This window comes from Mycobacterium sp. NGS27 (assembly GCF_059813005.1).
This window is the reverse complement of the sequence record NZ_JCALDT010000003.1, coordinates 391,847-418,450: the sequence shown is the minus strand read 5'-3', so window position 1 is coordinate 418,450 and position 26,604 is coordinate 391,847. Positions and strand designations below refer to the sequence as shown.

25 protein-coding genes and 1 pseudogene are annotated in these 26,604 nt (G+C 68.2%); 11 read left to right on the top strand and 15 right to left on the bottom strand.

Annotated features, from left to right (window positions below; translation table 11 throughout):
• Nucleotides 1-13: 13 nt before the first annotated feature.
• From AC5Y30_RS10525 to AC5Y30_RS10515, 3 genes are all read right to left on the bottom strand, one after another.
• Nucleotides 14-622, bottom strand: coding sequence for a histidine phosphatase family protein (locus tag AC5Y30_RS10525; protein WP_499918074.1), 609 nt, complete (start codon nucleotides 620-622; stop codon nucleotides 14-16).
• Nucleotides 622-1,971, bottom strand: coding sequence for a glutamate-1-semialdehyde 2,1-aminomutase (hemL, locus tag AC5Y30_RS10520; RefSeq protein WP_499918073.1), 1,350 nt, complete (start codon nucleotides 1,969-1,971; stop codon nucleotides 622-624). The genes AC5Y30_RS10525 and hemL overlap by 1 nt, the downstream gene beginning before the upstream one ends.
• Nucleotides 1,972-2,050: 79 nt before the next feature.
• Nucleotides 2,051-2,395, bottom strand: coding sequence for a hypothetical protein (locus AC5Y30_RS10515; RefSeq protein ID WP_499918071.1), 345 nt, complete (start codon nucleotides 2,393-2,395; stop codon nucleotides 2,051-2,053).
• Nucleotides 2,396-2,468: 73 nt separating this feature from the next.
• Here AC5Y30_RS10515 and AC5Y30_RS10510 point away from each other — a divergent pair, with 73 nt between their 5' ends.
• From AC5Y30_RS10510 to AC5Y30_RS10500, 3 genes are read left to right on the top strand one after another with little or no spacing between them, the layout of a single operon-like run.
• Nucleotides 2,469-2,864 carry a nitroreductase family deazaflavin-dependent oxidoreductase gene (locus tag AC5Y30_RS10510; RefSeq protein ID WP_499918070.1) on the top strand — a complete coding sequence of 132 codons (396 nt, stop codon included), beginning with the start codon at nucleotides 2,469-2,471 and terminating at the stop codon, nucleotides 2,862-2,864.
• A 4-nt stretch (nucleotides 2,865-2,868) separates the two neighbouring features.
• Nucleotides 2,869-4,056 carry an enolase C-terminal domain-like protein gene (locus AC5Y30_RS10505; RefSeq protein WP_499918069.1) on the top strand — a complete coding sequence of 396 codons (1,188 nt, stop codon included), beginning with the start codon at nucleotides 2,869-2,871 and terminating at the stop codon, nucleotides 4,054-4,056.
• Nucleotides 4,053-4,970, top strand: coding sequence for a ketopantoate reductase family protein (locus AC5Y30_RS10500; RefSeq protein WP_499918068.1), 918 nt, complete (start codon nucleotides 4,053-4,055; stop codon nucleotides 4,968-4,970). Before AC5Y30_RS10505 ends, AC5Y30_RS10500 begins: the two co-directional genes overlap by 4 nt.
• A gap of 68 nt (nucleotides 4,971-5,038) precedes the next feature.
• On the opposite strand, the gene AC5Y30_RS10495 is transcribed toward AC5Y30_RS10500, so the two are convergent.
• The 3 genes from AC5Y30_RS10495 to AC5Y30_RS10485 are packed head-to-tail and all read right to left on the bottom strand — an operon-like array spanning nucleotide 5,039 to nucleotide 8,946.
• Complete coding sequence (locus tag AC5Y30_RS10495; protein ID WP_499918067.1) at nucleotides 5,039-6,394, bottom strand: amino acid permease; 1,356 nt, start codon at nucleotides 6,392-6,394, stop codon at nucleotides 5,039-5,041.
• Nucleotides 6,395-6,436: 42 nt separating this feature from the next.
• Nucleotides 6,437-7,795, bottom strand: a complete 1,359-nt coding sequence (locus AC5Y30_RS10490) for an MFS transporter (RefSeq protein ID WP_499918066.1) — start codon at nucleotides 7,793-7,795, stop codon at nucleotides 6,437-6,439.
• A gap of 5 nt (nucleotides 7,796-7,800) precedes the next feature.
• Nucleotides 7,801-8,946 carry an LLM class flavin-dependent oxidoreductase gene (locus AC5Y30_RS10485; RefSeq protein WP_499918065.1) on the bottom strand — a complete coding sequence of 382 codons (1,146 nt, stop codon included), beginning with the start codon at nucleotides 8,944-8,946 and terminating at the stop codon, nucleotides 7,801-7,803.
• Between the two features lie 401 nt (nucleotides 8,947-9,347).
• On the opposite strand from AC5Y30_RS10485, the gene AC5Y30_RS10480 reads away from it, so the two are divergent.
• Nucleotides 9,348-10,223, top strand: a complete 876-nt coding sequence (locus AC5Y30_RS10480; RefSeq protein WP_499918253.1) for an alpha/beta hydrolase — start codon at nucleotides 9,348-9,350, stop codon at nucleotides 10,221-10,223.
• A gap of 51 nt (nucleotides 10,224-10,274) precedes the next feature.
• Complete coding sequence (locus tag AC5Y30_RS10475) at nucleotides 10,275-12,398, top strand: acyltransferase family protein (protein ID WP_499918252.1); 2,124 nt, start codon at nucleotides 10,275-10,277, stop codon at nucleotides 12,396-12,398.
• Nucleotides 12,399-12,644: 246 nt separating this feature from the next.
• Here the strand turns inward: AC5Y30_RS10475 and AC5Y30_RS10470 are convergent, their stop codons facing one another.
• Nucleotides 12,645-13,331 (bottom strand): Rv0518 family GDSL lipase, encoded by a 687-nt coding sequence (locus AC5Y30_RS10470; protein ID WP_499918064.1) that lies wholly within the window; start codon nucleotides 13,329-13,331, stop codon nucleotides 12,645-12,647.
• 90 nt (nucleotides 13,332-13,421) lie between these two features.
• Entirely contained in the window at nucleotides 13,422-14,657 is a 1,236-nt protein-coding gene (locus AC5Y30_RS10465) for an acyltransferase family protein (protein WP_499918063.1), read from the bottom strand.
• 358 nt (nucleotides 14,658-15,015) lie between these two features.
• On the opposite strand from AC5Y30_RS10465, the gene AC5Y30_RS10460 reads away from it, so the two are divergent.
• Nucleotides 15,016-15,456 carry an STAS domain-containing protein gene (locus AC5Y30_RS10460; RefSeq protein ID WP_499918062.1) on the top strand — a complete coding sequence of 147 codons (441 nt, stop codon included), beginning with the start codon at nucleotides 15,016-15,018 and terminating at the stop codon, nucleotides 15,454-15,456.
• Here the strand turns inward: AC5Y30_RS10460 and AC5Y30_RS10455 are convergent.
• The 7 genes from AC5Y30_RS10455 to AC5Y30_RS10425 form a co-directional block, all read right to left on the bottom strand.
• Nucleotides 15,451-15,693: a hypothetical protein gene (locus AC5Y30_RS10455; protein WP_499918061.1), complete on the bottom strand. Its 243-nt coding sequence runs from the start codon at nucleotides 15,691-15,693 to the stop codon at nucleotides 15,451-15,453. The two genes, AC5Y30_RS10460 and AC5Y30_RS10455, sit on opposite strands and share 6 nt — an antisense overlap.
• Entirely contained in the window at nucleotides 15,690-16,235 is a 546-nt protein-coding gene (gene mce1N, locus AC5Y30_RS10450) for a transport-regulating membrane protein Mce1N (protein ID WP_499918060.1), read from the bottom strand. The genes AC5Y30_RS10455 and mce1N overlap by 4 nt, the downstream gene beginning before the upstream one ends.
• A gap of 13 nt (nucleotides 16,236-16,248) precedes the next feature.
• The gene (gene hemB / locus AC5Y30_RS10445; RefSeq protein ID WP_499918059.1) at nucleotides 16,249-17,229 is read right to left on the bottom strand and encodes a porphobilinogen synthase; all 981 of its coding nucleotides are present in this window, start codon (nucleotides 17,227-17,229) and stop codon (nucleotides 16,249-16,251) included.
• Nucleotides 17,230-17,231: 2 nt separating this feature from the next.
• Nucleotides 17,232-18,893: a bifunctional uroporphyrinogen-III C-methyltransferase/uroporphyrinogen-III synthase gene (locus AC5Y30_RS10440; protein WP_499918058.1), complete on the bottom strand. Its 1,662-nt coding sequence runs from the start codon at nucleotides 18,891-18,893 to the stop codon at nucleotides 17,232-17,234.
• Between the two features lie 23 nt (nucleotides 18,894-18,916).
• Entirely contained in the window at nucleotides 18,917-19,864 is a 948-nt protein-coding gene (hemC, locus tag AC5Y30_RS10435) for a hydroxymethylbilane synthase (RefSeq protein ID WP_499918057.1), read from the bottom strand.
• A 13-nt stretch (nucleotides 19,865-19,877) separates the two neighbouring features.
• Nucleotides 19,878-21,248: a glutamyl-tRNA reductase gene (locus AC5Y30_RS10430; protein ID WP_499918056.1), complete on the bottom strand. Its 1,371-nt coding sequence runs from the start codon at nucleotides 21,246-21,248 to the stop codon at nucleotides 19,878-19,880.
• A 125-nt stretch (nucleotides 21,249-21,373) separates the two neighbouring features.
• Nucleotides 21,374-21,643, bottom strand: coding sequence for a glutaredoxin family protein (locus AC5Y30_RS10425; protein ID WP_499918055.1), 270 nt, complete (start codon nucleotides 21,641-21,643; stop codon nucleotides 21,374-21,376).
• A 60-nt stretch (nucleotides 21,644-21,703) separates the two neighbouring features.
• Between AC5Y30_RS10425 and AC5Y30_RS10420 the strand changes: the two genes are divergently transcribed.
• The 5 genes and pseudogenes from AC5Y30_RS10420 (at nucleotide 21,704) to AC5Y30_RS10400 (ending at nucleotide 26,562) form a co-directional block, all read left to right on the top strand.
• Nucleotides 21,704-22,012, top strand: coding sequence for a WXG100 family type VII secretion target (locus tag AC5Y30_RS10420; protein WP_499918054.1), 309 nt, complete (start codon nucleotides 21,704-21,706; stop codon nucleotides 22,010-22,012).
• Nucleotides 22,005-22,295 (top strand): WXG100 family type VII secretion target, encoded by a 291-nt coding sequence (locus AC5Y30_RS10415; RefSeq protein WP_499918053.1) that lies wholly within the window; start codon nucleotides 22,005-22,007, stop codon nucleotides 22,293-22,295. The genes AC5Y30_RS10420 and AC5Y30_RS10415 overlap by 8 nt, the downstream gene beginning before the upstream one ends.
• 4 nt (nucleotides 22,296-22,299) lie before the next feature.
• A pseudogene (locus AC5Y30_RS10410) lies at nucleotides 22,300-24,821 on the top strand (TNT domain-containing protein).
• A 15-nt stretch (nucleotides 24,822-24,836) separates the two neighbouring features.
• Nucleotides 24,837-25,469, top strand: coding sequence for a hypothetical protein (locus AC5Y30_RS10405; RefSeq protein ID WP_499918052.1), 633 nt, complete (start codon nucleotides 24,837-24,839; stop codon nucleotides 25,467-25,469).
• A 184-nt stretch (nucleotides 25,470-25,653) separates the two neighbouring features.
• Nucleotides 25,654-26,562, top strand: a complete 909-nt coding sequence (locus AC5Y30_RS10400; RefSeq protein ID WP_499918051.1) for an HAD family hydrolase — start codon at nucleotides 25,654-25,656, stop codon at nucleotides 26,560-26,562.
• Nucleotides 26,563-26,604 lie beyond the last annotated feature (42 nt).

The following is a 26,604-nucleotide window of genomic DNA, read 5'->3' as shown; positions in this document are numbered from 1 at the left end:
TGTCGTCGCGCGGTCAAGGCGCCGCCGGTTCGCTGTACTCGACGTCGAGCAGCCGGTCGCCGTCGTAGACCAGCGTCGTCACCGACGCGAGCCCGCACTGCCGCCGCCGCGGGTCGTGCCACAGCCGGCGGCCCGTCGCGTGTAGCCGCAGCGTCCACACCGGCAGTTGGTGGCTGACGCACACCACCTCGTGGCCGGCGCCGCGGGCGCGGGCCTTGTCCACCGCCGTCTGCATCCGGGCTGCGATCTCGGCGTACGGCTCACCCCAGGACGGCCGGAACGGGTTGCGCAGCTGCCACCACACCCGCGGGTCGCGCCAGGCGCCGTCACCCGGGCTGACCCGTTTGCCCTGGAAGAAGTTGGCCGATTCGATCAGATCCGGGTCGGCGTCCACGGCCAGGCCGTGCTCGGCGGCGATGGGCGCGGCGGTCTCCTGGGCCCGTTCCAGTGGCGAGGCGATCACCGCGGCGATGTCGCGGTGAGCCAGCGCGTCGGCCACCGCGGCAGCTTGCGCTCTGCCGTTGTCGGAGAGGTGAAATCCGGGCAGCCGCCCGTAGAGGATGCCGCTCGGGTTGTACACCTCCCCGTGCCGCACGACGTGCACCCGGGTGCGCTCGGCCATCAGGACTTCCCCTCCTCGGCTTGGGCGGCGGCCCTGGCCGCGGCGGGCAGGGCGTCGGCGATCCGGTCGAACGCGCCGTCGTCGAGCGCGGTCGAAACGAACCACGCCTCGAAGGCGCTGCACGGCGGGTAGACGCCCGCGTCCAGCAACGCGTGGAAGAACGGCGGGTAGCGCCACGTCTGGGTGGCCCGCGCGGACGCGAAGTCCGTCACCGGGGTTTCGGAGAAGAACACGCTGAGCATGTTGCCGGCCCGCGGAATCTGATGCGGCACACCGGCATTCGTGAGCGACTCGGAGAACAGCCCGGCCAGGCGATCGGCGTTGGCGTCCAGGGTGGCGTAGGCGGCGGCGTCGGCGTTGCGCAGGGTGGCCAGCCCGGCGGCCATCGCGACCGGGTTACCCGAGAGCGTGCCCGCCTGATACACCGGCCCCAGCGGGGCCAGCCGCTCCATCACGTCGGCCCGGCCGCCGAACGCGGCCGCCGGCAGGCCGCCGCTCATCACCTTGCCGAAGGTGAACAGGTCGGCCTCGACGGGATCGATTCCGTACCAACCGCTTCGGCTCACCCGGAAGCCGGTCATCACCTCGTCGATGATCAGCAGCGCGCCGTGCTCGGCGGTGATCGCGCGCAGCGCCGCGTTGTAGCCGGGTGCGGGCGGGACCACGCCCATGTTGCCCGGGCTGGCCTCCGTGATCACCGCCGCGATCTGCTCGCCGAACCGGGCGAAGCTCTGCCGCACGGCGTCGATGTCGTTGTAGGGCAACACGATTGTGTCGGCCGCCGTCGCGCCCGTGACTCCCGGCGAGGACGGCAGCCCGAGCGTCGCCACCCCGGAGCCCGCGTCGGCGAGCAGCGCATCGACGTGGCCGTGGTAGCAGCCGGAGAACTTGATGACCTTGGCCCGGCCGGTGAAGCCGCGGGCCAGCCGGACCGCGCTCATGGTGGCCTCGGTGCCGGAATTGACCAGCCGAACCCGCTCGACCGGCGCGACCCGCCCGATCATCTCGGCGGCCAGCTCGCTCTCGGCCGGTGTGGGCGCCCCGAAGGACAGGCCCGACGCGGCGGCCTTGGTGACGGCCTCGACGACGGCAGGGTGCGCGTGACCCAGGATCATCGGGCCCCACGAGCAGACCAGGTCCACGTAGCGGTTGCCGTCGGCGTCGGTCAGGTGGCAGCCGCGCGCCTCGGTGATGAACGGCGGCGTCCCGCCCACCGCGCTGAACGCCCGGACCGGGGAGTTCACGCCACCGGGAATGACGGCGCAGGCGTCCTCGAACAACCGGGCCGACGACGCCGTGGCCCTGGGGACCCCGGTGGCGCGCGCGGTCGCCTGATCACTGCTTCCCATGACGACCAGTGTCCCAGCCCGCGCGGCACGTTCCACTACAGGGTGTAGCAGAACGTGCTATGAGTGGGCGGCGCGCTGGTTAGTCGGCGTCCTGCTGGCCGGCTTCCTGCGCCGCGATGAAGTTGCGGCGCGCGGCCTCGCGTTCTTTTGCCGCCGTCCGCCGGTGCGCGGCGACATCGCCGAGGCCCTCGGCGACGGCTCGTTCCGCGACTTCGGCGGCGCGCTCGTGCGCGGCACCGGCTTCGTAGTGACGCTGGACCGAGCGTTGATGGGCCGCCTGGTCGCGCAGGCTGGATTGCTCGGCGTGCTCGGCGGCACGCTCCACGTCGTCCGCGGTGACGGCCTGGCCCGCGGACAGCTCCTGCCCCCGGCGCAGCAGCTCCTCGGCGCGCTGGGCGGCCTCGTTACCCGCTGCCTCTCCCATGAGACGACAGTAGACCGATTGATGCGCCGAGGCGGGGTTGTCCTCGTCCCGCGCCTGCGAGTTGGATAGCGGTATGCAACTCCCAGAAGGGCTCGCCCGGTTCAACCGTCACGTCACCAACCCGATTCAGCGGATGTGGGCCGGTTGGCTCCCGCCGTTCGGGATCGTCGAGCATGTTGGACGCCGCTCGGGCAAGACGTACCGAACACCGGTGAACGTGTTCAACACCGAGGTCAACGGCAAACCCGGGGTGGCCATCGTGCTGACCTACGGCCCCGACCGGGATTGGCTGAAGAACCTGAAGGCGGCGGGCGGTGGCCGGCTGCGCAGCAAGGGCAAGACCATCGACATCGCGGATCCGCGCGTGGTCACCAGGGACGAGGCGGCGGCGTACGTAACACGCGGGGTGCGACGGGTTTTCGCCCGGCTGCCGTTCGAGCAAGCGGTACTGCTCACGCGGACTTCCTGACACCATGCGGATCGCGGCGATCGTCGAGCGGGCGGTCGCCCTCGCCGGCGGGCCACGCGGCGGTCCGGCCAACGCGGTGGTCGACTTCTCCCACCACACGGTCTCGCTGGTCGCAGTCGTCACCGATGTGATCCGGCACGGGCGGCCCGTGGTGGGCGTGGCTTTCGATTCGATCGGCCGGTTCGCCCAGAGTGGAATCCTGCGCGACCGGATGATCCCGAGGCTGCTCGCGGCGTCTCCCGATGTGCTGCTGGACCCCTCCGGATACCTCGACCCCGCGGCGGTTCTGGCGTGCGCGCTCACCGACGAGAAGCCCGGCGGTCATGGCGATCGGGCGGCGGCCGCGGCCGCGCTGGAACTGGCCTGCTGGGACTTGAACGCGAAACTGCGCGACGAGCCGGCCTGCGTGACCATCGCCCGCCACGCCGGACGCGACCCCGCGCCGTCGGTGCCGGTGTACGCCGCCGGTGGCTACTACTACGCCGACGGCGGCGTCGAGCGGTTGCGCGCGGAAATACGGGGGTACCTCGACGCCGGCTATGACGCGGTCAAGGTGAAGATCGGCGGAGCCGCGTTGACCGAGGACCTCGCGCGGATCGATGCCGTCGTCGACATCGTCGGCGACGCGGGGCGAGTCGCTGTGGACGCCAACGGCCGGTTCGGCCGGACCGAGGCAACCCGCTGGGCGAACGCGCTGGCCCCCTACGGCCTGCGCTGGTACGAAGAGCCGGGCGATCCCCTCGATTACGCGCTCAACCGGGCGGTGGCGGAGTGCTACGACGGAGCGGTGGCCACGGGGGAAAACCTGTTCTCGGTCCAGGATGTGACCAATCTGCTGCGTCACGGCGGAATGCGGCCCAATCATGATGTCTTCCAAATGGATCCGGGCCTGAGCTACGGCCTGACCGAATACATCCGGATGCTCGACGTCGCGGCGTCGCATGGCTTTGATCGCCGCTTCGCGTTCCCACACGGCGGCCACCTGATCAACCTGCATGTCGCGGCCGGGCTGGGCCTGGGCGGATGCGAGGCCTACCCCGGCGTCTTCGCCCCGTTCGGCGGCTACTCCGACGGGTGCGCGCTGTCAACGGGCCGGGTCTCGCCGACCGACGCCGCGGGCTTCGGGCTCGAGCAGAAGGCGGGGCTGGCCGAACTGATCGCCGAGCTGACCGACGGGAGGTGGCGCGGATGAAGATCGCCGTAATCGGTTGCGGTGCCATGGGTTCCATCTATGCCGCGAGGCTGGCGGCGGCAGGCAACGAGGTGCTGGCCGTGGACCGCCATCGGGCCGGCATCGACCAGATCGCCCGGCACGGGCTGCGGGTCACCGGCCCGGGCTACGACCAGGTGGTGGCACTGCGGGCGAGCACCACCGCGCCGGACGAGGCGATGGACCTGATCGTGCTCGCCGTCAAGGCGGCCGACGTGAAAGCCGTTGCGCGACAAGCCCTTTCGATGCTGGGTCCGGCCACGCCGGTGCTGACCATCCAGAACGGCCTGGGATCGGCGGAGACGGTGGCGGGCATCGTCGGCGAGGAGCGGGTCGCGGTCGGAATCGCCAGCGGATTCGGCGCGGCGACCGTGGCCCCCGGACATGTCCGGCACAACGCCATGAAGGCGATGCGGTTCGGCGCGTATTCGTCGCTGCCGCACTCGACCGTCGAAACGATCGCCCGCGCGTGGACGGCCGCCGGATTCGATGCGGCCGCGGTCACCGACATCGCGGCCATGCAGTGGGAGAAGCTCATCTGCAACGCCGCCTACAGCGCCCCGTGCGCGCTGACCGGCATGACCGTCGGGCAGGTGATGGACGACCCGGAGATGGCGCCGGTCAGCCAGGCGGCCGCGACGGAGGCGTGGACCGTCGCGCGGGCGTCGGGCATCGCCGTCGCCGTCACCGATGCGGTCGAACACGTCCGCGCCTTCGGCGCGCAGATGCCCGACGCCAAACCGTCGGCCCTGCTGGACCACGAGGCGCGCCGGGTCAGCGAGATCGACGTCATCAACGGCGCGGTCCCGCGCCAGGGCGCCCGGGTGGGGGTCGCGGCGCCGGTGAACGCGACGCTGACCGCGCTGATCAAGTCGATCGAACGGCGATGGAGCTGACTGGATGTGCGTCACGGCGCCACATCGGCACCGGAACGGTCATTCCTCATGTGCGAGTTCGGAATTGGCTAGCGCGTCTGAGAGGGAGTCCGGCCGCGCGATCGCGCGAGGAAGTACACCCCGATCACCACCGCCCAGGACAGCAGGCTGAGCCACAGCTGGCTGCGCGCGGTGTGGTCGAACGCCATTTGCACCAGCACGGCGGTGATTCCGGTCAAAGTGAGGATGGACAACACCGGGTAGAACCACATCTTCACCGTCAGCTTTTCGGCGGGTGTCCGGCGGCGCAGGATGATCTGCGAGCACGCGATCAGCCAATAGACGAACAAGATGATGGCGCCCGACGAGTTGAGCAGGAAGAGGAACACCGTGTTCGGCGCGACGCGGGCCATGATGACGCACAAGAACCCGACCGCCGACGAACACAGGATCGCGAAGTGGGGCACGCCGCGCCCGCTGAGTTTGACCAATCGGGTCGGCGCTTCACCGCGCTCGGCGAGCACGAACAGCATGCGCGACGCGGTGTACAGACCGGAATTCAGGCAGGACAGCACCGCGGTCAGCACGACGGCGTTCATCACCTGGTCCGCGCCGGGAAGCCCCAGGTGTTTGAGCGCGGCGACGTACGGCGAGGCGCCGAGTTCCACGGAATCGCAAGGCAACAGCGCCGCGAGCAGGAAGACCGAACCGACGAAGAAGATCCCGATGCGGGCCACCACCGATCGGGTCGCCTTCTGGACCGCGAGCTCGGGGTCGCGGCTTTCCGCGGCGGCGACGGTGACGATCTCGGCGCCGACCATGGAAAAGATCACCACCACGATGGCGGCGAACACCGCACCCACGCCGTGGGGAAAGAACCCGCCGTGTGCCTGCAGATTGGTCAGGCCCCCACGATGGCCGGGCACCAACCCCAGAACGTACGCCGTGCCCACGATCAGGAAGATCACGATCGTCGCGACTTTGATTCCGGCGAACCAGAATTCGAATTCGCCAAAGGACGACACCGAGAACAGGTTGGTCGCGGTCATCAACACCATCAGGCACAGCGACAGCAGCCATAGCGGCGCATGGAACCAGTAGTTGAGCACCTTCCCGCCGGCGACCGCCTCGAAGCCCACCACGATCACCCAGAAATACCAATAAAGCCACGCGACGGAGAATCCCGCCCAGCCGCCCAGGGCCTTGGCCGCGTAGTCGGCGAACGATCCGGTCGACGGGTTCGCGGCCGCCATCTCACCGAGCATCCGCATCACCAGGACGATGAGCAGACCGCAAAGGGCGTAGGTGAGGAACGCCGCCGGGCCGGTGTCCTTGATCACCACGCCCGACCCGACGAACAGTCCGGCACCGATCACGCCCCCGAGCGCGATCATGCTGAGCTGCCGCTGCGACAACCCTTGGCGTAGTTGCGGATTGACACCCATGCCCGGACGCTATCCGGCTTTGGGACCCGCAGCAACAACGACTTACAGGTAGAGGTCTCGATCGCGAATCAAAGCAGTGGCGACCACACTGATCACCGCCGTCGCAACCAGGTACCCGCATGCCAGCCACGGCGCACCGCCGAGCGCCGCGATCAGCGCGGTCAGGATCATCGGCGTGACGCCGGAGGCGTAGATTCCCGAGACCTGGTAGACGAACGACAATCCGGTGTAGCGCGTATTCGTGGGATACAGCGCGGAATACAGCGTGCCCTGCGCGCCATAGAACAGCGCGTGCACCGCGCCGAACACGACGATCATCGCCAGCCCGAACCACACCAGGTTTTTGGTGCCGAACAAAGCGAACGCCGGAAAGGCCGCCAGGCCGTAGCAGGCGATGCCGGCCAGGTACACCCGCCGCGGACCGAAGCGCTCGGTCAAGCGTCCCGATACCGGCAGCAGCACCGCCATCACCAGGGCGGCGATCGTCACCACCACAAGCACCGAAACCCGGTTCAACCCCAGGGCGCCGGTGGCGTAACTGATGGCGAAGACGCCCCAGGTGTTGAACGCCGAGCCCTCGGCCCATCGCGACAGCAGGCCCAGCACCGTGTTGCGCCGGGAGCGCGGCTCGCGGACGATGTCGCGGATCGGCACGGTGGACGCGGTCTGCAGGTCCTGCAACTCGCGGAACGCCGGTGTCTCGTCGACCCGCAGCCGGACCACGATGCCGATCACGACCAGCAGCACGCTCAGCAGGAAGCCGACGCGCCAGCCGTAGGAGAGAAACCGCGCCGGCCCCAAGACGACTTGCAGAACGGCGAATATGCCGGTGCCCAAGGCCAATCCGAGCGCCAAACCGATCTGCGGAATCGCCCCGAAGCGGCCGCGCCGGTCGCCGGGGCTGTGCTCGACGGCCAGCAGTACCGCCCCGCCCCACTCACCGCCGAGCGCGAAACCCTGCAGCACGCGCAAGACCAGCAGCAGCACCGGCGCCCACGCCCCGATCTGGGCCGCCGTCGGCAATGCACCGATCAGTGCCGTCGCGCCGCCCATGATGAGCATGGTCAGCGCGAGGCTGCGCTTGCGACCGATACGGTCGCCGATGTGGCCGAACACCAGACCCCCGATGGGCCGCATGACGAACCCGACGGCGAAGGTTGCGAACGCCAATAGCGTTCCCACCAAGGAACTCTCGTTGGGAAAGAACAGCTTGTTGAACACCAGGCCGGCCGCGGTGGCATACAGGAAGAAGTCGTACCACTCGACCGTGGTGCCCAGCAGGCTCGCCGCGACGACGATGCGCAGCCGCCGGCGCTGCTGCTCGGCGGGTTCGTCGACCGCGTCGGCCAGCCCGGTGGCGATCCCGGCGTCGGGAACCGACGCCGGCAAGGTTGCGGCCATGGCCGTCAGTGCGCCGAGGCGACCGCGAACGGCGTCGCCGCTGCCGGGTGCGACTGGCGGTTGGGGTGCCGCCACAAACCCATCCGTTCGAGCAACGGCAGGACGCCCTCACCGAACCAGTAGGCCTCTTCCAAATGCGGATATCCCGACAGGATGAAGTGTCTGATGCCCAATTTGGCGTATTCGGCCAGCCGCTCGGCGACTTCGGCATGCGACCCGACCAGCGCGGTGCCCGCTCCCCCGCGAACCAGCCCCACCCCGGCCCACAGGTTGGGCGCCACCAGCAATTTGCTGCTGTCGCCGCCGTGCAGGTCCAGCATGCGGCGCTGGCCTTCGGATTCGCTGCGCGCCAGGCTGGCCTGCACGCGTTCGACGTCGGCCGGGTCGATCGCGGCCAGCAACCGGTCAGCCTCGGCCCACGCCTCGGCGGCCGTATCGCGGCTGATGACGTGAATCCGTAAGCCGTACTGCAGGATACGGCCGGCATCGACGGCGAGCCCGCGAATCCAGTCGAGCTTCTTGGCCACCGCGGTCAGCGGCTCACCCCAGGTGAGATACACATCGGAGTGCTTGGCCGCCACCGGTCCGGCGGCTGCCGAGGACCCGCCGAAGAACACTGCCGGTATCGGGTCCGGCGGGTTGTTCAGCTGTGCGTCCTGCACCTGAATGTGTTCTCCGGCAAAGGATACCGGCTCCTTGGAGGTCCACAGCTGGCGCACCACATGCAAGAACTCTGCGGTGCGCGCGTAGCGCGCCTCCTTGTCCAGGAAATCACCGTAGGCCCGTTGCTCGTGCGGTTCACCGCCGGTGACCACGTTGAGCAGCAGCCGGCCCTCGGAGTGCCGCTGGAAGGTGCCGGCCATCTGGGCGGCCAGGGTCGGACTCAGCATGCCGGGACGGAACGCGACCAAAAACTTCAATGTCTCGGTCGATTCGACCAGCATCGCCGTCGTCAGCCACGCATCCTCACACCACAGGCCGGTGGGCGTGAGGACGGCGTCGAAACCGTTGTCCTCGGCGGCCGCGCAGATCTGGTGCAGATACTTCAGGGTTGCCGGCCGGTCGCCGGACATCGCCGTGCCGTGCCCGCCCGCGACCAGATTCCGCGAATCGCCGTAGGTCGGCAGAAACCAATGAAACGCGAGACTCAATGCACCATCCTCTTTCGCCTCTGAGCACTAAAGGCTCCATCCTTCTCAAAGCGGCGCCGGCGGGCGAGGGTTGGAACCTGCGAGATTGCATCCCGGGCGGGACGCCGCCTACACCGCGGCGCCCGACGGCCGCGCGCGCCTGACCGCACGGCGAGGCGCCGCGCAGGACGGGCCGCGTGGCCGCGTCTCCCGCTGTCCCGGAAGGCAATACGATCGCAATGATTCGGCGCGCGGCAACCGGCGGAATCGGCGCTACGATGACTACGATCCGGTGCGACAGGCGCAACTCGGCGCCGGGCGGTGGCCGAAAGGATCACCGCTGCGTGACCGAAAGGTCACGCCAGATCACACAATGCTTCCAATACGGCGTGGCTCGGCGGGTAATCCCCGCTCAGCGCGGCATCATTGCGATCATGCCTGACCTCACACGCCGAGCGGTGCTCCGGATGGGCGCCGGTGCCAGCCTCGGAGCCGCCGGCGTGCTCACCTTCAGCTCGCTGCTGGCTCCGGCCGCTTCGCGCGCCGCGACATGGCCGCAGGCTCCCGCGCCGTTCGAGCCGTCGGCGGCGGGCAAGACCCTGCCGACCCGGCTCACCGGGTCGTTCGTGTCGGCGGCCCGCGGGGGCATCAAGACGAATTACGTGATCGCCATGCCGCCGGGCCAGACCGGGGCGCTGCGCCCGGTGATCGCACTGCACGGGATGGACGGCGACGCCAACCAGATGGTCGACATGGGCGTCCCGGACGGGCTCGCCCAGCTGGCCAAGGAGGGCAAGCCGCCGTTCGCGGTCGTCGGCGTCGACGGCGGCAACACCTATTGGCACAAAAGGACTTCCGGCGAGGACTCCGGTGCCATGGTGCTCGACGAGTTGCTGCCGATGCTGTCCACCATGGGTTTCGATACCTCCCGGGTCGGTTTCATGGGGTGGTCGATGGGCGGATACGGCGCGCTGCGCCTGGGGGCCAAACTGGGGCCGGCGCGGACGGCCGGCATCTGCGCGATCAGCCCGGCGTTGTACACCTCGTATCCGCTGAGCGCGCCCGGGGCGTTCGACAGCAACGACGACTTCGTGCAGAACAGCGTGCTGGGCCTGCCCGCGCTGAATTCGATTCCGCTGCGGGTGGACTGCGGCAACTTCGACCGTTTCTATTTCGCCACAAAGCAATTCGTCTATCAGTTGAAGACCCAGCCGGCGGGCAGTTTCTCCCTCGGCGGACACGACGTCGCCTACTGGCGCAGCCAGTTGCCCGGTGAGCTTGCCTGGATGGCGACCTAGCGGAGCCAGATGACACTTCGGGAGGAATCGGTCGCCGGCACCCCACACCAGTTGGGGCGGCGTACTTCTCGAAGGGGCTTCCGGCCCGACATCGAGGGGCTGCGCGCCGTCGCCGTGATCGCGGTCGTGCTCTACCACGCGGGCATCCCGGGAATCACCGGCGGCTACATCGGTGTGGACGTCTTCTTCGTCATCTCCGGCTTCCTGATCACCGGGTTGCTTTTCCGCGAGGCGAGCACCACGAATACCGTTGCGCTGGGCCGGTTTTACGGAGCCCGCGCCCGGCGGCTGCTGCCGGCCGCGGCCATCGTCGGCACCAGCACCGCGATCGGCGCGGCCGCGGTGCTGCCCCCGCTGCAGGCGCGCAGCGTGTTTCTCGACGGCGTCGCCAGCGCCCTGTATGTCGGCAACTACCGGTTTGCGGTGCGCGGCACCGACTACCTGGGCTCCGACGCCCCATCGCCCTTCCAGCACTACTGGTCCCTGGGGGTGGAAGAGCAGTTCTACCTGGTGTGGCCGGTGCTGATCATCGCGGTCGCGTGGTCGGCCGGGCGCATCCCGCGGCTTCGCGGAGCCGCGACGCGCATGACGCCGTATGCGGTGATCCTCGCCGTCGTCGCCGTGGCGTCGTTGACGGCGGGCGCGCTGTGGACCCGCATCTCGCCGTCGTGGGCGTTCTTCTCGCTGCCCACCCGCGCCTGGGAGCTGGCCGCCGGTGGCCTGGTGGCGCTGTCGCTTCAGCAGTGGCGCCGGCTGTCGGTGCGGACCGCCTCGATCGCCGGGTGGGGCGGTTTGGCGCTGATCCTGCTCACCTGCACCCAACTCGACTCCCACACCCCGTATCCCGGCACCGAGGCGCTGCTGCCCGTGCTGGGCACCGCGCTCATCATCGGCGGCGGCGCCGTCACCGGCGGGCTGGGGCCCGGTCGCTTGCTGTGTCGCCCGGCGATGCGCGCGATCGGCCGCATCTCCTACTCGTGGTATTTGTGGCACTGGCCGGTGCTGTTGCTGATGCCCGCGCTGCTCGGGGAGCCGGCGGGGCTACCGGCCCGGCTGAGCGCGACGGCCGTCTCCGCCGGGCTCGCCGTCATCACGCTGCATCTGGTGGAGAACCCCGGCCGCTTCGCCGCGGCGCTGCGCCGGTCGGCGAAGGTCAGCCTGGTCGTGGCGGGCGGCGCCAGTGCCGCCACCGCGTGCGCGTGCATGTTGCTGCTCAACGTCATCCCCGCGCCGGTGGGCCACGGGGTGGCGGCCCCACGCGCCAACATCACCGCGGCGTCTCCGACCAGCATCCCGGCCATCAGCCCCCAGGAAGCGGCGGTTCGTCACGCGTTCGATCAAGCCCGCGAGGCGCTCGCCGCGGCCGTCGGCCTGCGAGCCGTCCCGTCGAACCTGGACCCGCCGCTGGCCAAGGCGCCCGCCGACAAGGCCGCCGTGTTCGTCAACGGCTGCGTGCGGTCCTGGCGCGACGTCGGACAAAGCGAGTGCGCCACCGGTGACACCGCCTCGCCGACCACCGTCGCGCTGATCGGTGACTCGCACGCCGCCATGTGGAATCCCGCCTTCGAAGAACTCGCCGAGCAGCGGCACTGGCGGCTGGAGACGCTGGCCAAGGTCACCTGCCCGCTGCAAGACCTGCACATCGTGAGCCCGTACCTGGGCCGCGAATACACCGAATGCGAGCAGTGGCGCGCGCAGATCATGGATCGGATGAACGCCGAACACCCGCGCCTGATCGTGTTGGACATGAGCCGGCGCTACGGCGCAGACTTCGGCTTCACCTCCTACGACCCGGCATGGATCGACACCGTGGGACGCACCGTGGCGCAGTTGCGCCGCACCGGCGCGACCGTCCTCGTGTTGGGACCCGCCCCCGACCCGCATGCGTCCGCGCCGACGTGCCTGTCCGCCCACCTCGACGACGTAAGCGTCTGTACGCCAACCAAATCCGACGCAGTAGACGGCGACGGGATCGCCGCTGAGCAGGCGGTGACGGTCCGCAGCGGGGGCCACTACGCCGACCTGACCGACATGTTCTGCACGCCCGACCGCTGCCCGATCATCGTCGGCAACACCCTAGTGTTCCGCGACGACAACCATGTGACAACCGAATACGCGCGGTTGGTGGCGCCGCTGATGGGCGCGCTCGCCGACCGCGCCCTGGCGAAGGGATGAGTTGTGAATGAACTTCTCGTGGCTGACCAACGTCAGATCAGTGAAGGACTTTTGGAGGTTTTCGGGTCATGTCACCGCTATTGCTGGTCTGCGTCGCAGTAGCCGCGCCCTTCGCCGGAATCGGGTTCCTCCACGTCCAGGACCGCTTGGAGCGCTGGGACTACGAGCGGCACGCGGACGACTGAGTTCGAAACTCGTTGCCGCGCGGCGGTTTCGGCTCGGCCACCCCGGCGGGCCCGCCCTGAGTCAGGTCGACAGCTGCGACCGGATGAGGGGCGCGATCTTGTCCGCCATGTACTGATGGCCCGCATCGTTCGGATGCACCCCATCGGCACCGATCAGGTCGGGCCGGCCGACGAACCAATGCTCGGCGATCGGGTCGATGAACGTCGCCCCCGCCGCCCCGGCGGCGCCGGCGAGGACGTCGCGAATCAAGAACATCGACGGCGGCACGTCGGCGGTCGGCCACGGCGGTCCGATCACCAGCAACCGCGCCGCGGGGGCCAGCCGGCGCCCCAGATCCAAAGCGGCGTTGGTCTTCACGGTCAGCGTCCCGGGATCGACACCCTGGTCGTTGCGGGAGCCGAAGAACACCACCAGCGCATCGTCGGGCTGGACCGCCCGGGCCGTCAGATCCTCGAAGACGCTGCCGTGGTCGCCCGGGGTGGCATAGCCGGCCCTGCCCTCGGCCGCCACACTGCCTGAGATTCGCGAGCCCCGCGAACTGAGCACCTGCCAGGCGCGCGACGGCCACGATCTCGATCCCAGCCCGCCCTCACTGGTCCCGGTAGTGTACGAATCCCCCACCACCGCGACATGATTCAGCCGAAAGTCGAGCGTCAGTGTCTCGTAGGTGCGCACCTGCGCCGGACATGCGATGCCCACGCCCGCCAGAAAACTCAACCCAATGAGAAAGGTGGCCAGACGACTCACTCTCACCTCCACTGTCGACGGCATAGTCGGGTGCCGCCGAGTCCTCATCAAGTATTCCCCGGGAGTCGCGGCCGGCCGCTGAGGCGGCCGTCACACCGCGCGGGCCGAAACCGCTTCCAGCGGACGGTCGATCGGAAGCAGCTTACTGCCCGACTCGCCGGGATCGCTTGTCGCGGTGACGGCTCTGACATCGACCATCTTGCGCATCCAGCGGCGGGCGGGCTCTTCGACGCCGTGATACAGCAGCACCGAGGCGATTAGGGCAATCGCCAGCAGGCCGATGACGTTCCATTTCCATGGGTCCTCGGAGGTGTTGAGCTCGAATTGCTCCACGGCCCAACCCCAGGCGGTGTGCACCAGCTCATGCACCATGTACAGGCAGAACGAGATCTTGCCGCCGTACACCATCACCCGCGCCGACAGGACCCTCGGCAGGCTGCCGAGCCCGATGGCCAGCGAGATGACCAGCGGAACGAACAACACGTCGACGACGCCGCCGCTGTCGTTCTCCACCACTCCCGATATCGGGTGCGCGCCAAACCAATACAGCACGCCCACCATCGCGGCCAGGAGTAGCAGGGAGACGTATCCCGCGACGCGGCGGCCACGGTCGCTGAGCCGCAGCCTGCGTACGGCGGCACAGGCCAGCGCTCCCGCCGTGAACTGCGTGACGATTCGCGGCAGCCAACTCCACGGCGTGTAGAAGTGGCCGCTGGCGAGCAACATCAACACCGGCGGCAGCGATGCCGCGAATGCCAGGACCATCAGGCTGCGCGCCCTGGTCGCCTGTTTCATCCGCAACAAGACCAGCACCAAGACGGCGAACAGCACATAGGCCAGCCATTCCGCGCTGATCGACCAGGCCGGGCCGTCCCAACTCGAGTCGTCGAAGAACGGCACGAACCACAACTGCACCAACAGGATCTGGCGCACATAGCTGATCGCGGTGAGCTGCGCGGCATCCGGCGACGGCACATGGCCGACGTGCAGGGTGAAGATCACCCACAGGGCGGCGAGGTGCAGCGTGACCAGGTACACCGGCCACACCCGGGCCAGTCGCAGCCACAGGAAATGCAGGGTCGCGCGGGTCGACCAGGATCGCCCCATGCGATCGAGGTAGTTGTACGTCAGCACGAACCCGCTGAGGATGAAGAAGAGGTCGACGCCCTGCGCGCCGCAATTCAGCACCGGCGCGAGAGCGTCGCGGAAGTCGGTGGACACATCGCCGAGCATCGGCCGGAAGTGGAAAAGCACCACCCAGACCGCGGCGACGATACGGAGCCCCGTCAGGGCCGTGATCTCGCCCCTGATCTCTACGCCCCGCACGCTGCTCTTCCCGTCCGAATCCTGCTGTTTCGTCCTGCACTCCGATTGAGTGGAAAATCTCGCCGAGTGAAAGCACCGACCAGCAACCGGCAGCCTTGGCAGCCTAGCAGCGCGATCGCCGCCATGCGGGGACGGTCGTGGTGTGGCACACCGGATTCGGGGTATTCCCTTTGCTCGATATCGCGCTAAGCGTTTGCTCAGCGCAATATCCCGGCCGGCCCGCAAATGTTTCTTAGCAAAGCGTTAGACACGGCTTTCGGTCTCCTTATGCTTGGCGCCTAGCGTCGGAAACGTCCTTTGGCGAGCGTCCAAGCACCGCCGAAGACGGCGCGAGCGCCACGGAGAGTGAGGGGTCCGCATGACGATCGCAGGCAGCCAGACCGGCCACGACAACTGCGTGTTTGACTGCGCGGGCGCGCAGGTCCGGGCGCACCATCGCCACCTCGCGACGGTCGTGCACATTCGCGGCGAAATAACCGATGTGAACGTCGACCGCATCAGCGATCACATTGCGCGTTTCACCCTCGGAGAAAACCCTGTCGTGCTCGACGTGGCCGACGTCAACGGATTTGCTGAGACCGGTATCTCGCTGCTGTACGCGTTCGACGCCGATTGTCGCGCCGCGGGGGTGGATTGGACCCTGGTCGCCAGCTCAGCGGTGACCCAGGTGCTGGACGACACCGGTCATGACGCGAACTTTCCGATCATGCGCTCGGTTCACGAGGCCCTGCAGGATCGTGCGGAGGCCATCGCGCTGCGCCGCCGGATGGCGCTGCCGCTGGTCAAGAAGCCGCTATAGTCGCGCGCGCCGCAGCCTGGCAGCCGCGATGACCGCCAGCACCCCGGCGCTCGTCACCAGCACCAGCGTCAGCAGCAGCAGCTGTGGGTCGTAGGTCAGCGACGTGGTGGCGGGCTCCCCGTTCGCGATGGGAGCCACCGTCACCGTGTGATGCGAGTGCCACCAGCTCAGTGCCGAGCAGATGAGCGCGACGCAGGCCAGGCCGAGCTCGAGCGCTGCGCGGTAGCGGGGGTTCACTGGGCCGTCCCGGCGTCGTCGTCCCGGTCCCCGTCGATCGATGGGGTGGGCTCCACCCGCTCCTGGACCAGCGGGGTCAGCGCGGCTCTCAGCTGACGATGACGGCGTGCCCACGCCTGGGCCGTGCGCTGGTTGGTGAGTTTGAGACCGATGCCGACGCGTCCGCGCGGCACTCCGACCAGTTCGCCGAGCGCCCGGGCCGACTGCCACCTCGCCACCTCTTTCTCGGAGGCTTCGCGGTCGTCGGGCTCGGGATACACCTTGACGATTTCGCGAACCAGAATCGTTTCGGTGCCCTGGCGCAGGGCGTCTTCGGTGAGCTCGACCGAGACGTGGATCCGTGCGGCCTTCACCTGTATCCCCAGGAACGCCGATACCATCACCAGGAAGATCGCGGGCACCACCAGCGACACCGGTGCACCGCTCCAGATTTCGATCAGGACCATGGCTGCCGCCGCGGCCGGGCCGCACGCCAACCACCACCAGCTGGCGCCGGGTTCGTAGAACAACGGCTTGGGCGCGGCGTCGCTGTCGGTAGTCATCGCAAGCCCCATCTCACGAGAGCCACCCTGCCGCATCCGCGGCCCAATAGGTGAGAACGATGTCGGCTCCGGCGCGCCGGATGCTGGTCAGCGACTCCAGCGCCGCGGCGCGCTCGTCGATCCAATTGTTCGCGGCGGCAGCGCAAATCATCGCGTACTCCCCCGACACTTGATAGGCGGCGACCGGAACGGGCGACACGTGTGCCGCGGCCGCGACCACGTCGAGATAACTCATCGCCGGCTTGACCATCACGATGTCGGCACCCTCGTCAAGATCGAGCTCGATCTCGCGCAGCGCCTCCCGGGCGTTGCCTGACTCCTGCTGATAGGTGCGCCGGTCGCCGGAGAGGCTGGAACTGACCGCCTCACGAAACGGGCCGTAGAACACCGAGGCGAATTTGGCGGCGTAGGCAAGGATCGCCACATCGGTGAAGCCTGACGCGTCCAATCCGTCGCGAATCGCCCCCACCTGTCCATCCATCATGCCGCTCGGCCCCACCACGTGAGCACCCGATTCAGCTTGGGCCACAGCGAGTTCCACGTACCGCGCCACGGTGGCGTCGTTGTCGACCCGGCCCCGGTCGTCCAGGACGCCGCAGTGACCGTGGTCGGTGAATTCGTCCAGGCAGGTGTCGGCCATCAATACGGTGGCGTCGCCGAGGTCCTTGGCCAAGTCCCGCAGGGCGACATTGAGGATGCCGTCGGGGTCGGTCCCGGTCGACCCGATCGAATCCTTGTCCTGCTCGCGGGGCACGCCGAACAGCATCAGCCCGCCCACCCCGGCGGCGACCGCAGCGGCGGCCGCGCTGCGCAACGAATCACGGGTGTGCTGCACCACGCCCGGCATGGAACCGATGGGCCGCGGTTCGTCGATGCCGTCGGCGACGAACATCGGCAGCACCAAATGCCTTGGCTCCAAGGATGTTTGCGCCACCAGACGACGCAAGGCCGGGGTGGTGCGGAGCCGACGCGGGCGCTGCCGCGGGTAGGCCACAGCTAGCGCCTGCGGCTCTTTTTGCGCGGCGGTGGCAGCGCACCCTCGGCGCGCAACCGCGCGGCGTGTTCGGCCAGCGCGTCCACCAGCGGGCCAACCGCGGCGGTCTCGGGCTGGACATCCACCCGCAGGCCGAATTCGGCTGCGGTTTCAGCGGTCTTGGGACCGATGCACGCGATGATCGTCCGCGCGTGCGGCTTGCCGGCGATGCCGACCAGGTTTCGCACCGTCGAGCTGGACGTGAAGCAGACCGCGTCGAATCCACCGGTCTTGATCATTTCCCGGGTCTCCGCCGGCGGCGGGGCGGCCCGCACCGTCCGGTAGGCGGTGACATCCTCGATCTCCCAGCCCCGTTCGCGCAGACCCTCGGCCAGCGTCTCGGTGGCGATGTCGGCCCGCGGCAGCAGAACCCGATTGACCGGGTCGAAAATGCTGTCGTAGGGCGGGAAGTCGTCGAGCAGGCCCAACGAGGACTGTTCACCGGCCGGCACCAGTTCGGGGCTGATCCCGAACGCCCGGACCCGGTCGGCGGTCGACTCGCCCACACACGCGATCTTCACTCCGGAGAAAGCGCGCGCGTCCAGACCGAACTCGCCGAACTTCTCCCACACCGCACGCACCGCGTTGGTAGAGGTGAACACCACCCACTGGAAGCGGCCGTCGACCAATCCCTTGACGGCCCTTTCCATCTGGGCCGGGCTGCGCGGCGGCTCGACGGCGATGGTCGGCACCTCGATCGGCAGCGCGCCGTAGGAGGTCAGGCGCTCGCTCATCTCGCCGGCCTGATCCTTGGTGCGCGGCACCAACACGGACCAGCCGTACAGCGCGCGGCTCTCCCACCAGTTCAGCTTCGCGCGGCTGGCGACCGTCTTGCCGATGGTCACCACCAGCGGGCCGGTCAGCGGACCGGCGGGGTCGGTGCCGCCCAGCACCGCCGAGTCGGTCAAGCCGTGCAGCGTGGTTTCGATGGAACGCTGCTGACAGGTGGTGCCGTGCGCGGTCACCACGCACGGGGTGTTCTCGGCCAGCTCGTGCTCGATCAGGGTGCGCGCGGCGTCGGCCAGATGCGACGACGTGGCCTGCAGAATCAGCGGACCGGGCGCCGCGGCCAGCGCCTCCCAATCCACATGTGGGTCACGCACGTCGGCGACCGTGTGCGAGGAGCCCAGCGGCAACCCCGCGTATGTCGGGACGGCATCGCTGGGGGCCAGCCCGGGCACGATCTCGATGTGCAGGTGGCTGCGCGCGATGGCGTTCACCTCGGTGATGACCGCGTCGACCGTCAGCGGGTCGCCCGCCACCAGCCGCACCACGTCGACGCCCGTCTTCGCCTCGGCGGTCAGCGTCTTGGCCACCTCGGCGGGGTCGCCCAGCGCCGGGCGGATATCGGGACCGCCGGATATCACCGCGGGTTGCGCCTTGCCCTGGACGGCGCCGCCGTCGCCGTTCGGGGCGGCCGCCTCGGCCGGGGCCGGGCCGGAAACCGGCGGCAGGTCCTTGCCGATCAGGGCCAGCACCGGCTCAGGCACGTCCGGATCGGTGAACACCAAAGCGGCGTTCGCCAGCACCGTGGCGGCCCGGGTCGTCAGCAATCCCGGGTCACCCGGGCCGGAGCCCACGTACGTGATGCGGCCGGGTGTCGGCTTACGCCCTCGCGTCGTCATTGTCGCTCCCACGTAACTCGCAATTAATTTCCTCGCGCCGGGTCTTGCCGCGCTTCGCTCATCAGCTCTCGGGCGCCCAGCTCGAACAGTTCCGCGGCCACCGAAAGCCCAAGCTCTCGTGCCCGATCGGGACTGCCGATACCGGACGCGCGGATCACGTCGGACCCGTCCAGCGCCGCCACGCAACCGCGCAGCGACAGCTCTTCGAAGATCCGGCCCTCCTCATCGATGGACTCGACCACTTCGGCGATCGCGCCCACCGGTGCGGAACAACCGGCCTCCAGTTCGGCCAGCAGGGCTCGCTCCGCGGTGACCGACGCGCGCGTGTCGGCGTCGTCCAGTTCCGCCAGCACTGCCGCCAACCGGCTGTCACCGGCACGGCATTCGACGGCGAGCGCGCCCTGAGCCGGTGCTGGCAACATCTGCACCGGCTCTAGCGTCTCGGTGACATCGTCGAGGCGACCGATCCGGGCGAGTCCCGCCCGGGCCACCACGATCGCGTCGAGATCACCACTGCTTACCCTGTTCAACCTGGTATCTAGGTTGCCTCGTAGGGGGCGGATTTCCAAACCGAGACCCAATGCTCTAAGCTGCGCGGCCCGCCGCGGCGACGAGGTGCCCACCAGCGAACCGGCCGGCAACTCCGCGAGCACCAGCCCGTCCCGCGCCACCACCGCGTCACGCGGGTCGTTGCGTACCGGTATGGCCGCCACAGCAAACCTTGGGTCGTCGGCGGTCGGCAGGTCCTTGTGGGAGTGCACTGCGGCGTCGACACGCCCCTCTTCCATGGCCTCGCGCAGTGCGGTGGTGAAGACACCCACCCCGAGGGACTCGATGGGCGCCGACGAGCGGTCGCCTTCCGTGCTGATCGTCACCAGTTCCGCCGGGTGTCCCAACGCGATCAACGCGTCTCTGACGACCCCGGCCTGGGTGGTGGCCAGCAGGCTGCCCCGGGTACCTATCCGGATCACGTTCGCCGATCGCCTACTCGGCGGTTTGCTGCGGGTTGCCCGCGTCGAATCCGTTTGCGATGACTGGCAATTCGCCTGCGGCCACGGCATCGACAGCGGTCTGGTCGAGTTCGAAGAGTTCGCGCAGCGCTTCGGCGTAGCTGTCACCGCCGGGTGCGCTGGCGAGCTGTTTGATCCGCACTGTCGGCGCGTGCAGCAGCTTGTCCACCACGCGTCGCACGGTGCGCGCCACCTCTTCGCGCTGGGCGCTCTCGAGCCCGGGCAGCCGGTTGTCGAGACGCAGCAGTTCCGCCTCGACCACGTCGGCGGCGCGCTGGCGCAGCGCCGTGACCGTCGGTGTCACTTCGGCCATCCGCTGTCCGGCCAGATATGCAGCAACCTCGGTGGCGACGATGGTGCGGGCGGCGTCGACGTCCGCGGCCGCGGCGTGCGCCGAGGGTTCATGCTGCACGCGGTCCACGTCGACGACCCAGACGCCGGGCAGTCCGGCCACCGCCGGATCGACGTCGCGCGGCATGCCCAGGTCGCAGATCACCAGGGGGCGCGTCTCTTCGTCGCGGTGCGCGGCGGCCAGCGCGTGGTGCACGTCGGCCAGCGAGATCACCGGCGTCACCGCACCGGTACAGCTGACGACGACGTCGGCGCCGGCCAGAGTGTCGGCCAGGCGGTCCAAGCCCACGGCGTCGGCCCGCACACCGGCGTCGCGGATCTTGCGGACCAGACGCTGGCCCCGGGACAACGACCGGTTGACCACGTGCACGTGCCCGATGCCGGCGCGAGCGAGGTGTCCCGCGGCCAGCGCGCCCATCGCTCCGGCGCCGACCAGGACCGCGGTCTTGCCCGACAGTCCGCCCAGGCGGCGTTCGGCCATGTTGAGCGCGACGGAAACCACCGAGGCGCCCGCGGCGTCGATGGCGGTTTCGGAATGCACCCGCTTGCCCACCGACAACGCCCGCTGCGCCAGCTCGTGCAATATCCGCCCCACGGTGCGGTTGGTCTCGGCGCTGGCGTAGGCGCGACGGACCTGGCCGAGCACCTGCTGCTCGCCGACCACCGCGGAATCCAGGCCGCTGGCGACCGCGAACAGGTGCTCGACGGCGGCCTCGCTGTATCGGACATACGCATACTTGGTGAGATCGGCCATCGACATGCCCGACTGCTCCGACAGCACCTGCCCGATCACCGCCAACCCGCCGTGGAACGCGTCCACCACCGCGTAGACCTCGACCCGGTTGCATGTCGACAGCACCATCGCCTCGGTCACCAGTGGCGACTGCAGCACCCGGTCGACGATCTTGCCCTGATCGGACTCGTCGATGCTGAGTTGTTCCAGGACGGAGACCGGCGCACTGCGGTGCGAAACCCCGAAAAGCAAGACGCTCACGGCAGCATCACCTGGCCAGCTCCCTTGCTTCCTCCAGTAACTGAACTGCTGTCCACGGTAAACGTTTAGCAGCTGGGCTACCAAATAAATGGTCGGCGCTGGACGACCGCCCAGCGCCGGGCAGGTCAGCGGCCCAGATCGGACCGCAGCCGGGGCTCATCGATCTCCCAGTAGCTGTGTTCGCGGCCGTCGAGCAGGATCACCGGCAGCCGATCGCCGAACTCGGCCCGCAGCGCCGGGTTGCCCGCCGCGGCCGCGGCGTCGACGTCGGTCATCGACAACCCGAAGCCCAGCTCGCCGGCCAGTTCGGCCAGCCGGGCGTGCACGCGCTCGCAGATGGTGCAGCCGTCGCGGGTCAACAGCTCCACCTGCGGCCGGCCGGCGTCCTCGGTCATGGACACCAGTGTGGCATCGGTGACTTGTGGGGCCCGTCTACCAGCGGTTATGTTCCGACGATGGCCGACGAGACGGTGCGGGTGGATCCCGTGGTGATGCAGGGCGCCGCCGCCTCGCTGAGCGGTGCGGCGGAGCAGCTTTCGGCTCAGCTGTCCCAGCTTGACGATCAGGTGGGTCAGCTGCTGGGTGGTTGGCAGGGTGCGTCGGGGACCGCCTATGGAGCGGCGTGGGAGCTTTGGCATCGGGGTGCTCGCGAGATCGAGCTCGGGTTGTCGATGCTGGCGCATGTGCTGGGCCGGGCCGGTGACGCCTACCAGAGCAACGAATCCGGGTCCGCCCAGGCGGAGCGGGCGGTGCGTCGTGGCTGAGGCGTTTCGGGTGGATCCGCAGGCGTTGGCCGATGCGGTGCACCGGATGGCGGCATTTCAACGCTATGCCGAAGACATGATCGCCGAAATCGATTCTCGGGTAACACGTTTGCACGCGTCGTGGACGGGTGATGCCGCGGCGGCTCATGCCGAGGCGCATCAGCACTGGGTGCGCGGCGAGGCGATGATGCGCCAGGCGCTGGCGCAACTCGAGAAGGTGGCCACGACCGCGCACGGCAACTACACCGGCGCGATGTCGACGAACCTCGACATGTGGTCGTGAGCGAATGGCGCCGCTGGCGTGTGACCCGACTGCCCTAGACCGCGCCGGTGCCACGGTATTGGCCAGCGGTGTTTCGTTGGGGTCGGTGATCTCGGCCTTGACCTCGGCCCTGGCCGGCACCGCGGGCATGGCCGGTGACGATCCGGTGGGTGCGGCGCTGGGCCGCGCCTACAACGATGCAGCGGCCAAGGTGATCGAGGCGATGACCACCACCCGCAATGGACTGTGCAGCATCGGCGACGGGGTGCGGATGTCGGCGCACAACTACGCGCTGGCCGAGGGGATGTCGGATGTCACGGGCCGTGCCTCAGTTCTGCCGACTCCGCCGGTGACGGCGCCGCTGACCGCGACGTCTCATCCGCCGTCGGCGGTGGGCACCGGCAGCGGCGCGCCGGCGGGATGGAGCTGGGTCGCACCGTATATCGGAATGATCTGGCCCACTGGCGATTCGGCGAAGCTGCGCGCCGCCGCAGCGGCGTGGACGACTGCGGGTGTCAACTTCACGACGACCGAGATCGCGGCAGGCGGCGGCACGATGGCCGCCATTGCCGGGCAGCAGATTCCCGAGGCCGCGGCCATCAACAAAGCGTTGGCCGATGCGACTGTCGCCACCATCAGCGTTGCGCGGCAATGCCAAATGATCGCTACGCAACTTAACAGCTACGCGGCCAAGATCGACAAGGTACACGCGGCGATCCTGGATCTGTTGGCGCGCATCTGCGATCCGCTGACCGGGATCAAAGAGGTCTGGGATCTCCTGACCGACGAAGACGAAGACGAGATCAAAAGGATCGCCGACGACATCAAGACGGTGGTCGACAACTTTTCTCGGGAAGCCGAAACGCTGGGCGACCAGATCAAGGCAACCATGTCCGAAGCCGCCACTGCCACAAAGGATATGGCCCACTGGGCGGACATGGAGTGGGACCACTTCTTGCACGGGACGCCGGTGGGCAGGGCGCTCAATCAGGTGGACCAGACCTTCAAAGGCGTCGGCGTCGAGGGCTGGGATTTCCTCAAAGGCCTGTACGACGTCAGCCAATTCCACGCGCTGCTCGACCCCAAGGGTTACGCCGAAACCATGACCGGCATGGTCGCCGGGGCTGGGACGCTCGTCGGCTTGGGGCCCGACGGAGGGCCCGGAGTCGCCGAGTCCTGGAAAGCGCTGGGGAAGGACATCACGCACTGGGACGAATGGAGCAGCAATCCCGCCGAAGCGCTCGGCAAATCGATCTTCGATGTCGGGACTCTCGCGTTGCCCGGTGGACCCCTTTCCAAGCTGGGCAAAGTAGGACACACCGCGGCGGATGCGCTGAAAGGCTTGAAAAAAGCGCCCGAACTTCTGAAACCACCGGAGGTCAAGCCGCCGGAGGTCAAGCCTCCCCCGGCTGCGCCCAAGCCACCGGAATCGGGCCAACCCGCGCCAGCACCCGCGGGCAAGCCAGGGCCCTCGGGTAAGCCGGCGCCGGGACCCTCAGACGGTCCACTGCCGCACAGCCCCACCGAATCCAAGCCGCCGCCGGTGGCAAAGCCGCCGGCTGTCGAGCCGCCCAAACCGGCCGCGCCGCCGCCCGAGCCTGGGGCAAACCGCCGGTGCCGGTGCCCCCGGGGGACACACCGCTACCCCATCCGAAACCGCCCGAGCCCGTGCCCGCCCACGCGCCGGCGTCGGCCGGCGAACCCCCGGCCGCGCCGGTTCCCCACGGTGGGCCGCCACCGGTAGCAGCAGCCGCGACTCCGGCCGCGCCGCATCTGCCGGGGGCGCCGTCTGCCCCAATGGGTGGGGGGCTCCCCGCCGAGGCGCCTCCCGGCCTAGGTGAGGTTCCCCACGGCGGCGAACCACCCGCTCCCCCGCCGGTACCGCCGCATGATGGCACTCCCCCTCCGCCCGGCGGTCACGATGGGCCACACGAGCCTGGTGACAGCGGTCCACATCCGCCCGCCGACGAACATCCCCCGGGCGATGGCGACGGATCACAAGACTCACATCCAGGCGACGACGGGAGTGCGCCCGGTGACCATCCCGGCGGCGACGGCAGCGACCAGCAGCATCCGAAGGCGCGAGACGTTTTCCCTGACGCCAGTGAATTCGGCGAGCTTACTGAAAGTGAATATCGAGAACTCTTTGAGGACGAGTACGGTAACTTGAGGTATCCTGACGTTAATGACCCGGCAAAGCCTTACGCAATTCCTGGTACAGTTCGCGATTTAACACCGGCTGACATTAAATCATTAGACGGCCGATGGCTCGATCGTATCGGGCATCCGGGTGGGAATTGGCTGGCTTTCGAAGGAACTCCATATGAGGGTCGCGCACTTCCTCATACCAGTTTGGATAAAGATTATTACCGTTTTAAGGTCGATGCATCAGCGGGACTACCGCCGGGTTGGAAAATAGAGTTTTCGAGGGCAGCACCCTGGTTCGGGCATCCCGGCGGCGAACCTCAATTTCTGATCCTCGCACCCGAAGGAGAACGTGCCGACGTTCAGACCCTGATAGATCGGTTCTTCTTGAATGAACCCTAGACACGAGGAGTCGTGATGGCAGATTTCATTGTCGATCTCACCATGTTTCCTGAATCCCTCCACAGACTTGTGAAGTGTTGGTATGTGTGGCAGGTCGTTCATCTGAGGGGTCAAGGGCGTTTGCCGGGTGACACACAGCGCGAGCCGCGGGGCCGGGAGACGCGCGAGGAGATATTTTGGGGACGTCGTCCACCCCAAATGGTCAACCGTAACGAATTGGCTTTGATTGACGTAGGCGACGTTTCTTATTACATGGCCTGTAAAGACGACTGCTACTTTATCGATAGCGAAGAGCGCGGTTCGCGGAAAACCTATTGGATGTTCAGGCGGTTCGAAGATGTTGAAAAATATCTCTTGTTTCTGATCAGTCAGATGAGTCGTCCTGGCCGGTATAACCAATCACCCGCCTTTCGTTGGTATCAGGAAGGCTTGGATCCGAGGGTGACGTTGAGTAACCCGGATCCAGATAATTTTCCGGGACGGGTTAGTTTGAGAGTTGACCAGGAACCTACGGATCGCGGATGGATGGGGCAGAATGACGCCCCTGCGGGTTCTCATGTCTTAGTAATGAGCTTCGAGGAACTCGATTCCGCCCTTCGCGAGGGGATTCCAGCGGATTGGTTCACCGTCAACATTCTCGGCGACTAGCGTTCCCGCGACCCGGCCCCGGCCACGAACGTGACATTGGCGTCACACTCGGCGCCGAACGTGAAGCCAATGTCACGCTCACCGGCCCCGGACACGTAACGCCGGCGCGCCATCTGCCCGATAGGGTTGGGGATCGGGCACCCGCTGGGTCGCCAGGCAGCACAGCGATCTCGGAGGTTTGACGATGACTTCCTCTGGCCCGGCCAACGCAGACCACTCCGGTCACGTTGACCCGGAGTCGCTGGCCGCGGACGCCAGCGCCGCCCGCGCGATCGAGGGCATGCAGGAAGCCGCCGCTTCGCAGGACCATCCCCAGCCCCCGATCGACCTGACCGCCGCCGCGTTCTTCGACGTGGACAACACGCTGGTGCAGGGCTCGTCCGCGGTGCACTTCGGCCGCGGGCTGGCTACGCGCAATTACTTCACGTATCGCGATGTCGTCGGATTCATTTACGCGCAGGCCAAGTTCCAGATCCTCGGGACAGAAAACAGCAACGACGTCGCCGCCGGCCGGCGCAAGGCGCTCGCCTTCATCGAGGGCCGGTCGGTCGAAGAGCTGATCGCGCTGGGCGAGGAGATCTACGACGAGATCATCGCCGATAAGATCTGGCCCGGCACCCGCGAGCTCACGCAGATGCATCTGGACGCGGGCCAGCAGGTGTGGCTGATCACCGCGACGCCGTACGAGCTCGCCGCGACCATCGCGCGACGGCTCGGCCTCACCGGCGCGCTGGGCACGGTCGCGGAATCCGTCGACGGCGTCTTCACCGGCCGGCTGGTCGGGGACATCCTGCACGGCACCGGCAAGGCGCACGCGGTGCGATCCCTGGCAATTCGCGAGGGCCTCAATCTCAAACGCTGCACGGCCTACTCGGACAGCTTCAACGACGTTCCCATGCTGTCGCTGGTGGGCACCGCGGTCGCCATCAATCCCGACGCCCGCCTGCGCGCCCTGGCCCGGGAGCGCGGCTGGGAGATTCGCGATTTCCGGACTGCCCGCAAGGCAGCCCGGATTGGCGTGCCGTCGGCGTTGGCGCTGGGCGCAGCCGGTGGTGCGTTGGCCGCGCTGGCCTCCCGGAGGCAATCGCGCTGATAGGCTGCGCCGCGCAGACACAATTGACGGAGGGCATTGCGT